The following is a 13,384-nucleotide window of genomic DNA, read 5'->3' as shown; positions in this document are numbered from 1 at the left end:
GCCCTGTTCTTTTTCCTCCAATGAACATTCAGCGATAAGAATTGTTTTTGGTCTTATAAAACAGCTATTTAATTATGAGAATAAAAACCGGACAGGGGACGATACCCCTTATTACATTAATAGGTATATGGTCGATTTCGGCGCTGAATGCACTGCCGGGATTGGCGGTCTCTCCTATCCTGGGAAAATTGTCCGCCATATTCCCCCACTCGACGGAGTTGGATATACAAATGTTATCATCCCTGCCTTCGCTGCTGATTATACCTTTTATTATATTATCGGGGAAGCTGACGGAAAAGGTCAACAATATCTGGCTGTTACAAATCGGATTGAGCATCTTCGCCGTCAGCGGGGTATTGTATCTGCTGTCAACCAAGATGTGGCAGCTGATTGCAGTGAGTGCCTTGCTGGGTGTCGGTTCGGGACTGATCGTTCCTCTCTCTACCGGCTTAATTTCACGGTTTTTCGTCGGGGCATACCGGACAAAGCAGTTCGGTCTGAGTTCTGCCATCACCAACGTTACACTGGTGCTGGCAACCATCCTGACCGGTTATTTGGCGGAGGTGAACTGGCATCTGCCGTTCCTGGTTTATCTATTTCCGTTGATCTCGATCATACTGTCGTTCTATCTGAAAAAGAATATCGATCCCCTACCCGTCCATGCAACAGTTTCGGAAAAAGACAAAACTGTTACTGCTGATCCCGCATTCGGAAAACTGGGCATACAGGTTAAACACCTGATGCAGATCATGGGGTTCTACGGGCTGGCGACTTATTTGGTCATCATAGTCAGCTTCAACCTGCCCTTCCTGATGAAAGAATACCATTTCACCAGCGGTAATTCAGGTATCATGATCTCGCTGTTTTTCCTGGCTATCATGGCTCCGGGATTTATCTTGAACCAGATCGTCGACCTCCTGGGCAAAAAGACGAAATTCTATTGTTTGCTCTCGATCGCTCTGGGTATGTTACTGATCCTGATTTCAAGAACGGAATGGCTGATCGGCTTAGGCTGTATCTTTACCGGATTTGCCTATGGCGTTATCCAGCCAATCGCTTACGACAAGACAACCCGCACGGCTATTCCATCGAAAGTAACGCTGGCACTGGCTTTCGTGATGGCAATGAATTACCTGGCTATCCTGTTATGCCCGTTTATTATAAATGTATTCAAAGATATACTCCACATAGAAACACAACAGTTTGCCTTCATATTCAATATGATCATTGCACTGGCTGCTGCTGTTTGGGCTTATATCAAACAGGATTCGTTCCTGTTTAACGATAAAATATAAAAGAACGCTAAGCTTATGAAGAATAAAAAGACAGAAGCCAACCTGAGTATGATCGTATCCAAAACCTTCAGCGGTTTGAATGCGAATGCCCTCAAATATCTCCTACCCTTATGGATTGCTCCGCTGACAGGAGTTATGTTTCGTTGTGTATTCGCTGCCATTGTGTTCTGGATCATCAGTATATTCTGGAAACAGGACAAAACAACCCGGCGGGAGAAGATAACCCTGTTCCTGCTGGGAGCGATCGGATTATATGGTTTCATGTTCTTTTATTTGCTTGGAGTCAGCAAAACAACACCGGTCTCCAGTTCGCTGTTCAGCAGCCTGCAACCGATTTGGGTATTCATCCTTTCCGTCATTTTCCTACGGGAACGTATTACGGCGATGAAGATAATCGGTATCGCGATCGGCTTGGGCGGCGCACTGCTCTGCATCCTGACGCAGAAAAGCGACGATTTGGCTTCCGATGCTTTTACGGGTAATATGCTCTGTTTGATCAGTTCTATAGCCTATGCTGCTTATCTGATCGTAAGCAATGTAGTATTGGGAAAAGTCAGTTCGCTCAATATGTTACGTTACAGTTTCCTCGGAGCAGCTGTTTCCTCTCTGATCGTGATGGCTTTTACCGGTTTCGACGGCCATCTGTTCATTCATTTCGAATGGACGCCTTTCCTGGTCCTGATGTTTGTCCTTATCTTTCCCACCACAATCAGTTATCTACTCATTCCGATAGGCCTGAAATATCTGAGTACTACGCTGGTTGCCCTCTACGGCTACATTATATTAATTGTTGCCACCATCGTCTCCCTTTCCATCGGGCAGGACCGTTTCAGCTGGTATCAGATGATTGCCATCGCACTGATCTGTTCGAGCGTCTATTTCGTTGAAATAGCGGAAAGCAAGGATAAAAGATAATTTTTTTCTCTTTCTTTGTAACAACTTATTCTTGATTCCCGTCTACCTTATGAAGCCTCTCCGAAGTGCGCACGAGGAAAGGCCGGAACAAACAGAATTAGTAATCATTTAATACAATAGAAAGATGAAACGATACTTTGTTATCCTGGCGCTGATCTTGATCTGCCAGGCAGGAAACAGCCAGACAATGAACCAATTGTTCAACGAGTTCTCGAAAATAGAACAGATCAACCATGTCAAAATAGGCAATATCACTATGAAACTTGCCAGCTTGTTCACTGAAACGATGGGGGTAAACGGCATCGAAGTCCTCGAGTTCGGCAGCTGCAACAACGATGTAAAACAACGTTTCGAGAAAGCGATCAAGGAACTGAAAGACCCCGACTTCGAGACAATGGTCACCTCCAACGAAAAAGGTAGTCGCACAAAGGTCATGGTACGTATCGAAAAAGACATGATCCGCGAAATGGTAGTCCTCACCACCGGCAACAGCAATGCCCTGGTACGCATCAAAGGCAAGATCAAACCATCCGATATAGAAAAAGTGATGAAAGATCATGGGGATGGATGCTGAGAACTTCAAACGAAAGTTCCTCTCCTTCCACCCCAAGCTTTTCCGGATCGCCTACGCACTTGTTGAGAATAAAGCCGATGCAGAAGATATCCTTCAGGATGCTTACTTCAAATTATGGAACAAACGGGACGAACTGCCCGACATAGAGAATCCCGAAGCCTTCTGTGTCACCCTGGTCAAGAACCTCTCTCTCGATTTCCTCCGTTCCCCACGTGCCAACCGGCGGGAAGAAGAAATAGAAAGTGTATTTATGCTGGCAACCGATTCTTCACCGGAAAAGGAACTGGAAACGAAAGACAAGGAACAACAAATCCAGAAGCTGATCAACCGTTTACCCAAAAACCAGCGGCAGGTACTCCGCCTCAGGGGAATCAACGATTGCTCGATGGATGAAATAGAACAGATAACCGGCCTGAATGCCGTAAACATACGTGTGCTGCTTTCCCGGGCACGAAAAGTAATCAGGGAACAATTTGAAAAATTATACGAATATGAACGATAAACAGATAGATGAATTAATCAACAAGGTCCTCCGGGAGGATCAAACGTTACCGGAAGGACTTTCCGAACGGTTGGAGCAGCAGATAGATGCCTGGGCCGCCGCCGAAAAGAAGGAGACGATCCGTTCATCTTTCCGCCGCCGTTCTCTCTATTGGCTCAGCGGAGCCGCTGCCGTAGCACTGTTATGCATAGGCATCTTCCAGTTTACTACCCCCAATGAGGAACATCAACTGGCAGATACGTATACCAATCCGCAAGAAGCCGCCATTGCCGCCCAGAAAGCACTCGCTTTCATGTCTGTAAACCTGAATAAGGGAATCGAACAGGTGAACGAAGCCCAGCAGGAAATGAATAAAGTAAACGAAATACTGAATAAACATTTAAAAGATTAACAAGATGAAAACTAAAAATATATTGCTCATTCTCTTTCTGTGCTGCACAAGCATTTGCTTTGCCCAGAACAAACTTTTCGACAAATATTCCGAAATGGATAACGTCACCTCCGTCTATATCTCAAAAGCCATGTTCCAGATGATGCCCAACTTCGAAACGAACGGCCTCAACCTGATGAACCTGAAAGGGAAAATAGAAGGCCTGCAAGTCCTCACCACCGAGAACAACAGCATAAAGGAAAAAATGCGTGATGATTTCAAAGGGCTGATCAGTAAAGACCACCAGGAACTGATGCGGGTGAAAGACGGCAAGACACGCGCCACCTTCTATGTCAAACAGAAAGGAGACCTGATAAGCGAAATGATCATGCTGGCCGATACGGACAATAGCTTCAACGTAATCCAGTTATTGGGTAACTTCACCCTCCAGGACATCCAGGAGATCACAAAAGAAATGAATAAGTAAAATCATTTTACTAAGTCATAAAATCATTTTTAATACCTTATTTTACTTATAAATAAGCATCTTTGTACAGCTATTACACTTTAATTCTGTACAAAATGAAAAATAGAAGGTCTTTCCATATCTCCATACTGCTTTCACTATTCTCATTGGCTATGTTTGCCAAAGGTTCCTTTTCAGTTTATAATCTGAAATGCGAACAGGAAACGAATCCTCTGGGAATAGAAAAACTCCGGCCCTGCTTCAGCTGGCAGATCAATGCAGAAGAAAGAAACTTTGAACAGGCAGCCTGGCAAATACTGGTTGCCGACACCCCCGAAGCACTCGACAACGAAAACGGTACTATCTGGAATAGCCGGAAGGTAAACAGTCCGGCTTCCATCCTGGTCCCTTTTAACGGGAAGGGGTTGGAAGCCGGGCAAACTTATTTCTGGAAAGTCAGGATATGGGATAAACAAGGGAATGCTTCTCCCTGGAGCCCTGCCAATCAGTTCAATATCGGCCTGCTTTCGGAAAAGGACTGGAGCAACGCTAAATGGATCGCTTTAGAAAAAGACAGAAAAGAAGAGATTATTACGACAGGTATCCATGCTCCGCTGGTAGAAAATGCCATTGGAGATAAGAAAACGGGGACGTACCGCCTGCCGCAATTCAGAAAAGAGTTTGCTGTCAACAAACAGCTTAAACGTGCCATAGCCTATGTTTCCGGGCTCGGTCATTTCGATATGTTCCTGAACGGTATTAAAGTAGGAGACAATTTCCTTGATCCGGGATGGACCAAATACGACAAATGCGCTCTTTATGTATCTTTCGACATTACCGGACATTTACAACAGGGAAATAATGCCGTCGGAGTCATGTTGGGAAACGGCTTTTTCAATATTCCGAGAGAGCGTTATTACAAGATACTGACCTCTTACGGCGCTCCTAAACTCATCATGAAGATACAATTGGAATATACTGACGGCAGTACACAGCATATCGTCTCCGACACCGACTGGAAAGTAACGGAAAGCCCCATTACCTTCAGTAGCATTTACGGAGGAGAAGAATACGATGCCAGCAAAGAACAGGAAGGCTGGAAACAGCCCGGCTTCAATGATACCGACTGGAATAAGGCTATCAATTCAAACTGGAAAACTGCATTAATCTCCCAACGCATTCCTCCGTTAAAAGTACGCGACCGAATCCCGACAGTCCGTCTCCTTCAAACAGAAAAAGGAGACTGGGTATACGACCTCGGACAGAACTTTTCCGGTATCCTCCAACTAAAGGTGCGGGCAACCGACCAGCATCCGGTCAAACTGTATCCGGCAGAGTTATTAAATCCGGACAACAGCATCAATCAAAGCGCATCGGGAGCACCGTTCTATTTTACTTATATCCCTAAAGGTAGTAATCCGACAGAATCATGGCAACCCCAGTTTACCTATTACGGTTTCCGGTATGTACAGGTGGAAGGTGCCGTCCCGAGCGGACAACCGAATCCCGAAGGACTGCCTGAAATCATCGACATCACCGGACTCCATACATGCAACTCTGCGGATGAAGCCGGTAAATTCAGTTGCTCCAACGAAATGTTCAATAAGATATATAACCTGATCGACTGGTCTGTCCGCAGCAATATGGCAAGTGTACTGACCGACTGCCCTCACCGGGAGAAACTGGGTTGGCTGGAAGTTGCACATCTGATGCAATACTCCATCCAGTACAGGTATAATATGGCTCGCTTTTACGAAAAAGTAATGAACGATATGCGTTCGACACAAGCCGAAAACGGACAGATAGCCACTACCGCCCCCGAACTGGTTGAGTTTGAAGGAGGTTTCAAAGATACACCCGAATGGGGCAGCGCCTTTATCATTTCTCCCTGGTACGTTTATCAGTGGTACGGGGACAAACAGCTTATCGAAAAGAATTATCCCGACATGCAACGTTACCTGGATTATCTGCTGTCGAAATCCGATAATTATATCATCTCCTATGGTCTGGGCGACTGGTATGATATCGGCCCGAACCACCCCGGCGAATCCCAGTTAACCAGCAACGGAGTAACCGCAACAGCCATATTCTATTACAATACGGTTATCATGCAGCAAATCGCATCTTTGCTGAATAAGCCCGCCGATGCCGACAAATATGCAAAGCAGGCTTCCCGAATCAAGGAAGCATTCAACACTACATTCTGGAACAAATCTACCCGCAAATACGACCGCGATAGCCAGGCAGCCAATGCCATCGCCTTATATACCGGCTTAGTCGAACCCGACAACAAAGAACAGGTATTCAACAACCTGATTGCCGATATCCGTAACCGCAATAATGCCCTGACAGCCGGTGATGTCGGTTACCGCTATGTGCTCCGTGCACTGGAAGAAAATAACGCATCCGATGTAATCTACGATATGAACTGCAAATATGATGTTCCCGGTTACGGCTGGCAACTGGCACACGGAGCTACCTCCCTGACAGAATCGTGGCAGGCTTACGGCTTTGTCTCGAACAATCACTGTATGCTGGGACATCTGATGGAATGGCTTTTCAGCGGACTGGGAGGCATACGCCAGGAAAAAGGATCTGTCGCCTTTAAGCATATCGTCATCAAACCGGAACCGGCAGGTGATATCCGGGATGCAGATACCTCTTACGAATCTCCTTATGGTCTGATTCATTCGTCCTGGAAAAACGATAAGAAAACATTCAGTCTCCGGGTAGAAATACCGGCAAACAGCAGTGCCTCGATTTACCTACCGGCCAATGCTCCCGGACAAATATCGGAAAGCGGAATACCGTTACAAGAAATAAAAGGAATGAAGTTCAGTGCCCCTGTAAACGGGCGGATTAAGGTGGAAACAGGCTCGGGTATTTACAACTTTATCGTAGAAAAGTAAAAATGAAGCGATTATAGACCATAGTAAATGCTCTAAAATGTTATATTTGCGGAATATTAGGGATTTACCTTGATTATCTATCAAATAACAAACGAGCAGAGTAACGTATGAAAAGTGGAACAGAGAGGTTGAATGTACTGATTATCCTGATTGCAATGTGTTTTCCATCCGTCATTGCATTAGCTGATGAAGGAGCACATAAAAACGCATCGGGGGATATGACGGATTCCGTATCCTATTCACGTCGTTTAATCCATCGGTTAGGTTTCGACGTGCGGCCGACTTATATTTTCCCTACCAATTCTTTCCTGAAAGGAGAGAATACGGAAATGGAACCCATCCGGCGGTCTGTCTCCGCACATTTAAAATACTCGTTCCAATACTATCCGAACAGTTATACAGACCGGATTTACAGAGGTTCCTACCAAGGTATCGGATTATCGGGATACTCGTTCCAGAATAAGGAAGAACTGGGAAATCCGATAGCTGTCTACGTTTTCCAGGGAGCCCGCATCAAACGATTCAATCCACGTTTGTCACTCAATTATGAATGGAACTTCGGCGCATCTTTCGGCTGGAAACCTTTCGATGAATTTGAAAACCGGTACAATAAGGTGATCGGTTCGAAAATCAATGCTTATATCAATGCGAATTTCTATCTGGACTATATCCTTTCAAAAGAAATAGACCTGACAGCCGGAGTCGATTTGACGCATTTCTCGAACGGTAATACAAGGTTCCCGAATGCCGGACTGAACACGATCGGATTAAAAATCGGATTAATATATAACTTCAACAGGAAGGATGAATGTCTTTCCCGTCCCTTATTCCAGCCTCCTGTCCCCCGCTTTCCCCGTCATATCAGTTATGATGTGGTCTTATTCGGTTCCTGGCGGCGGAAAGGTGTTTATGTAGGAGAAGGACAAATTGCTGCCCCCGGTGCTTTTGCAGTAGCGGGATTCAATATAAACCCGATGTACAACTTCGGATATCACTTTCGCGCCGGAGTATCATTGGATGGCGTTTATGATGAGAGCGCCAATATTTATGCCGACGAATATTCTTCGTCCGACCGCTTCTACAGGCCTCCTCTCAGCTACCAAATGGCGTTGGGACTTTCTGCCCGGGCAGAATATGTCATGCCTTATTTCACGGTCGGAATAGGATTGGGAGGAAATGTCATACACCGTGGCGGTGACCTGAAAGGTTTATACCAGGTACTGGCCCTCAAAGTAGAAGTTACCCGCAGTTCATTTATCCACGTAGGATATAACCTGCAAAATTTCCATACTCCCAATTATTTAATGCTGGGTATCGGATACCGGTTCCATAATAAATATCCGACATTCCACAGATAGAAAATAAACTCCTATTATCTACAACATCCACAACTATATCATAAACACCTTATAAATAAACATCTTATGCATGATTGCAGATGATATAATATCTACAACAATCATTCATTATCTACCACTTAATGTATCATCTTTACTATCCAATGGAGAAATGGATAGGAATGTATAAATAGTTTCTATAAGATGAAACTAAAGTTTCCTGCTGGGAAAACAAAAGTTTTATGCGGTAGAAACTTCTGTTTTGTCCTGTAGAAACAAAAGTTTAGACATCAGAAAAACGAATGAATCATCTCGGATAACGGGTGATGGGCATAGAGAAGAGAGCCAACCGGACAAATGCAAGACGGTTGTATTTAGTATATAAAAGCAGTAAATAGTGGTAGATATAACTTTATTATTGTAGATATTTTTCCATCTACAACCATACATTAATCAATTGATAAATAGTTAATTATATTAATACTGGTAGATATTGTTGTAATAATAAGAAATATTTTTTAAGCTCAATATTTAAAATTTGAACAGGATCTTTGGCTTTTGACTTCTCACTGCCTTTCTTGGCATTGAAGAAGGTATGCCAGAGGATTCCTTCAACGCCAAGTTGAACTAATTCAGCACACCATAGAAAAGAGCCAAGGATGTATTCAACAATGAAGAACTCCTGCTAAAAGAAAGTGCCATTTTGCTCTCAGACTATAAAAATAAGACGGAATAGGTTGATATTCCGTTTTTTTCTGTATTTTTACGACCGGATCAAGGCGACTTGTCCAGACATATTAAGAAATTAAAGAAGCGTTATGCTTATTTCTTGCGAATGAAAACCTAGGAAATTTTCAAAGCGAACAAGAATAGCATAGTGGTTCTCACGCTATAGCGTGGGCTGCTATTACTACATCTGTTCGCAAAGGTTTTCCTAGGACCTTCATTCAAAGACGTGGCATTGCAGTTCCACGCTTCGTGTTTTATAAAAGTCTGCTAAGGGGCTGGGTAGACATAAATAATAATACTTTTATGGGACTATTAGATTTATTCCGAAGTAAAACATTCGAGGAAAAGATTAGCAACGTTTATGAAGAAGCTATAAGGGCAGCCATACAGCAATGTGGAGGAGAAGAATTCTTAGCAGGGATCTTTGTTCACTCCTCAATAGCCTCAACTTATGATACACTGAGAAAGGATAGAGATTTTTTATCAGCCAGCGGATTAACTGAACCGGAATATGAAAAACTTATGGAAAACATCTGTAAGAAAATGCTCAATAAATATTTAAAATCTTACTAACCATGATTATAAGAATCCTTATCCAAGTTGTCGTAATGTGTTTCATCGGCTGGCTGTTATGTGACATCGAACCCTACGAGAAATATTCCTGGTACTCAGGTATCTGGCACGGATTATTCTTGCCAGCTAACTTCATCAGGAGTTTGATCTTTAATGATGTATTATATCAGGCCGCACGCCATACTACCGCCTATTCCGTTTTTTACTGGATATTTGGAGTCTTTTCCATCTTATCATTTGTTTTCGGCAATGGTAGAAAAGAATAAGATAACCCTGTTGATATTGGCGATAGCTTTGCTGATATGTTTAGCTCCTATGCCTTACGGCTATTACATGCTGATAAGATATGCCGCTACTATTCTGTTTGGCGTAATGACTTATGATTATTTTCAAAATAAACAAAAAAGATTGTATGTCATATGCCTTGTGTTAATGTTACTGTTTCAACCTATTCTGAAAATACCGTTCGGACGTGAGATTTGGAATTTAATAGATGTGGTTGTCGCTGTATTCTTACTTTGGCTTTTCTTTAAAAAGAAGGAGACAAATATCTAATAGAGAAGAAAAGGAAACTTACTTACTCACTGGCGGAATTAAATGATGTTGTTTTAGAAAGAATATGAGTAACAAAATTAGAAATAATTGAACTATCCAACTGTCAAAGTGACTCATCTGTTACAGGTTCATTTGCCGGTTTACAAGCTGATTCTTTTTTGGCTTTAGCCACATTTCTCTCAGATAGAAAGCTTTAAGAAATGGGACTAAAGTCCAGAGAGATAGATTCTTTACTAGTCCGTCAGCTAAAGCAGACGGCAAATAGACCTGTAATAGTCAAGTGAGGTTGATGACAGGATAGTTCAAATTTGATAAATAATGAACCTACATATTAGCTCATCATTTCTATTTCCCTGAAATGATCTTACGTATCTCGCTCAGTTTGTTCAGTGCCTCGATCGGAGTAAGATTGTTTACATCGAGATTCTTGATCTCGTCGCGAACCTGGCTTAATACAGGGTCGTCGAGCTGGAAGAAACTAAGCTGATAGCCTTCGGCAGCAGCGGCAATCTCCTTGACTGGTTTCGCTTTTACCTTTCCTTTACCTTTTTCCTTGCAATCAATTCCTTCCTGGCGGTTTTCCGTTTCCAGTTGTTTCAGGATTTCGTTGGAACGTTTTACGATACTTTTCGGCATACCAGCCATCTTGGCTACATGGATACCGAAACTATGTTCGCTACCTCCGGGAACCAGTTTACGCAGGAATATTACCTTATTTGAAACCTCTTTCACCGAAACATTGTAGTTTTTGATGCGTTTGAAAGAACGTTCCATCTCATTCAATTCATGATAATGAGTAGCAAAAAGCGTCTTTGCACGGGCATTCGGATGCTCATGGATATATTCAACGATCGCCCAGGCAATCGAGATACCATCGTAAGTACTTGTTCCGCGGCCCAACTCATCGAAAAGAACCAGGCTGCGCGAAGACATGTTGTTCAGGATATTCGATGCTTCGTTCATCTCTACCATAAAAGTAGACTCACCGACAGAAATATTATCGGAAGCCCCTACACGGGTAAATATCTTGTCTACCATACCGATACGGGCAGACTCAGCCGGCACAAAACAACCAATCTGCGCCATCAGGGTAATTAATGCCGTCTGACGCAATAACGCTGATTTACCCGCCATGTTCGGACCGGTAATAATAATAATCTGCTGCTTCTCACTATCCAGATACACGTCATTGGCAATATAAGCCTCCCCCAACGGCAACTGTTTTTCGATTACCGGATGACGGCCTGACTTGATGTCGATTACATCCGAATCATCCACATTCGGACGGATATACCGGTTACTTTCCGCCACTTTAGCAAACGACAACAGACAATCCAAACGACCAATCAGATTGGCATTCACCTGAATAGGTGGTATAAATTCAGCTAAACAGGTAACCAATTCGGTAAACAGGCGGTTTTCGAGGGCGAGAATCTTTTCTTCCGCTCCTAATATCTTTTCTTCGTATTCTTTCAGTTCTTCCGTGATATAACGCTCGGCATTTACCAACGTCTGTTTGCGTATCCATTCGGCGGGAACTTTGTCTTTATGCGCATTACGCACTTCGATATAATAACCGAATACGTTATTGAAAGCAATCTTCAAACTCGGAATACCCGTTTTCTCACTTTCCCGCTGCTGCACCTTCAACAAATAATCCTTACCGGAATAGGCAATGGCACGCAATTCATCCAGTTCTGCATTGATACCTGTGGCTATCACACCTCCTTTATTCAGCAAAGCGGGCGGGTCGTTATTGATTTCTTTCTCGATACGGTCACGTATTTCGGTACAGGCATTCAACTGCTCACCGACACGGGAAAGGCTCGGTTCGTCGCTGGCCATACAGGCTTCCTTTATAGGTTCGATTGCCCGGAGAGCAACTTTCAGCTGCACCACTTCCCGGGGAGAAACACGGCCCACCGCTACCTTTGAAATAATACGTTCCAGGTCGCCGATCTGTTCGATTTGTTCATCCAGTATCTCCTTCACCTCCGGATGACGGAAGAAATAATCCACTACATTCTGCCGTTCCTGAATAGGTTTGACGTCTTTCAACGGAAACAGTACCCAACGCCGCAGCATACGTGAACCCATCGGAGAAACCGTCTTGTCGATTACGTCCAGCAAGCTGGTTCCTTCGTCATTCATTGTACCGACCAGTTCCAGACTGCGCACAGTGAACTTATCCAGGCGCACATAACGGTCTTCTTCAATACGTGACAATGCTGTAATATGCGAAATATGTGTATGTTGTGTCTGATCCAGATAATAAAGGATTGCTCCCGATGCGACGACGCCCAGTTTCAGATGTTCTACTCCGAAACCTTTGAGATTCTTTGTTTCGAAATGTTTCAACAGACGGTCGTTGGCGGCATCAGCCGAGAATACCCAGTCTTCCATTTCAAAGGTAAAGAAACGGGGACCGAAGGCTTCTTCGAAACGTTTCTTATTATTACGCTCGATCAGTACTTCCTTCGGAGAGAAGTTATTAAGTAGTTTGTCGATATAGTCGATTGTTCCCTCAGCAGTCAGAAATTCACCGGTGGAGATATCCAGCAGGGAAATTCCACAAACATCCTTACCGAAATGAATGGCGGCAAGGAAATTATTTTCTTTATGATTCAGGATATTGTCGTTGATAGAGACACCCGGCGTAACCAATTCCGTCACTCCGCGTTTCACCAGCTTCTTAGTCATCTTCGGGTCTTCCAGCTGATCGCAGATGGCAACACGTTTACCGGCACGGACCAGCTTGGGAAGATAAGTATCGAGGGCATGATGCGGAAATCCGGCCATTTCAATAAACTGACCCGGTCCGTTGGCTTTTTTAGTTTGTACGATTCCCAGTATCTCGGCACCAATCACGGCGTCTTCGCCATACATTTCGTAAAAGTCTCCTACACGGAACAGAAGTACAGCATCCGGATGTTTCGCCTTAATATCGAAATACTGTTTCATCAATGGGGTTTCAACGATCTTTGCCACGGGATATATCTTTTATCATTTTATTTACAACCGCACAAAGGTACAATTTTTTGTGAGAGAAAATAACCTCTTCTTGTATCAGCTTCTTTATTAATTAGAAAACTTTCCTACACTTTTTAAATAAAAAATATAACTTTGCCAGCATGTCTGACAAGAAACATCTTAGAATCA

General features: G+C 43.5%; 12 protein-coding genes. 11 read left to right on the top strand and 1 reads right to left on the bottom strand.

What is annotated here, in order from left to right; all coding sequences use genetic code 11:
* Positions 1 to 74 precede the first annotated feature (74 nt).
* The 11 genes from NBH14_RS00615 (at position 75) to NBH14_RS28750 (ending at position 10,225) form a co-directional block, all read left to right on the top strand.
* Positions 75 to 1,295 carry an MFS transporter gene (locus tag NBH14_RS00615; RefSeq protein ID WP_186957922.1) on the top strand — a complete coding sequence of 407 codons (1,221 nt, stop codon included), beginning with the start codon at positions 75 to 77 and terminating at the stop codon, positions 1,293 to 1,295.
* A gap of 15 nt (positions 1,296 to 1,310) precedes the next feature.
* Positions 1,311 to 2,210, top strand: a complete 900-nt coding sequence (locus NBH14_RS00610; protein WP_186957921.1) for a DMT family transporter — start codon at positions 1,311 to 1,313, stop codon at positions 2,208 to 2,210.
* A gap of 124 nt (positions 2,211 to 2,334) precedes the next feature.
* The gene (locus tag NBH14_RS00605) at positions 2,335 to 2,784 is read left to right on the top strand and encodes a DUF4252 domain-containing protein (RefSeq protein WP_186957920.1); all 450 of its coding nucleotides are present in this window, start codon (positions 2,335 to 2,337) and stop codon (positions 2,782 to 2,784) included.
* On the top strand, positions 2,774 to 3,286 hold the full coding sequence (locus NBH14_RS00600) for a GFO_1088 family ECF-type sigma factor (RefSeq protein ID WP_186957919.1): 513 nt from the start codon (positions 2,774 to 2,776) through the stop codon (positions 3,284 to 3,286). Before NBH14_RS00605 ends, NBH14_RS00600 begins: the two co-directional genes overlap by 11 nt.
* The gene (locus NBH14_RS00595) at positions 3,276 to 3,677 is read left to right on the top strand and encodes a FecR family protein (protein WP_186957918.1); all 402 of its coding nucleotides are present in this window, start codon (positions 3,276 to 3,278) and stop codon (positions 3,675 to 3,677) included. Before NBH14_RS00600 ends, NBH14_RS00595 begins: the two co-directional genes overlap by 11 nt.
* A gap of 4 nt (positions 3,678 to 3,681) precedes the next feature.
* A complete protein-coding gene (locus tag NBH14_RS00590; protein ID WP_186957917.1) occupies positions 3,682 to 4,143 on the top strand; it encodes a DUF4252 domain-containing protein in 462 nt (153 codons plus the stop codon).
* Positions 4,144 to 4,238: 95 nt separating this feature from the next.
* Entirely contained in the window at positions 4,239 to 7,031 is a 2,793-nt protein-coding gene (locus NBH14_RS00585; RefSeq protein ID WP_186957916.1) for a glycoside hydrolase family 78 protein, read from the top strand.
* 107 nt (positions 7,032 to 7,138) lie between these two features.
* Complete coding sequence (locus tag NBH14_RS00580; RefSeq protein WP_186957915.1) at positions 7,139 to 8,389, top strand: acyloxyacyl hydrolase; 1,251 nt, start codon at positions 7,139 to 7,141, stop codon at positions 8,387 to 8,389.
* Positions 8,390 to 9,400: 1,011 nt separating this feature from the next.
* Positions 9,401 to 9,670, top strand: a complete 270-nt coding sequence (locus tag NBH14_RS00575) for a hypothetical protein (RefSeq protein WP_186957914.1) — start codon at positions 9,401 to 9,403, stop codon at positions 9,668 to 9,670.
* A gap of 2 nt (positions 9,671 to 9,672) precedes the next feature.
* Positions 9,673 to 9,936 (top strand): hypothetical protein, encoded by a 264-nt coding sequence (locus NBH14_RS00570; RefSeq protein ID WP_186957913.1) that lies wholly within the window; start codon positions 9,673 to 9,675, stop codon positions 9,934 to 9,936.
* Complete coding sequence (locus NBH14_RS28750; RefSeq protein WP_350464034.1) at positions 9,824 to 10,225, top strand: DUF6804 family protein; 402 nt, start codon at positions 9,824 to 9,826, stop codon at positions 10,223 to 10,225. The genes NBH14_RS00570 and NBH14_RS28750 overlap by 113 nt, the downstream gene beginning before the upstream one ends.
* Before the next feature lie 345 nt (positions 10,226 to 10,570).
* Here the strand turns inward: NBH14_RS28750 and mutS are convergent, their stop codons facing one another.
* A complete protein-coding gene (gene mutS / locus NBH14_RS00565; protein WP_222622071.1) occupies positions 10,571 to 13,186 on the bottom strand; it encodes a DNA mismatch repair protein MutS in 2,616 nt (871 codons plus the stop codon).
* Positions 13,187 to 13,384: the final 198 nt, after the last annotated feature.

Origin of the sequence: Parabacteroides caecihominis, from assembly GCF_023656785.1 — a bacterium.
Taxonomy (GTDB): domain Bacteria; phylum Bacteroidota; class Bacteroidia; order Bacteroidales; family Tannerellaceae; genus Parabacteroides; species Parabacteroides segnis.
This window is presented reverse-complemented; position numbering and strand designations above follow the sequence as displayed.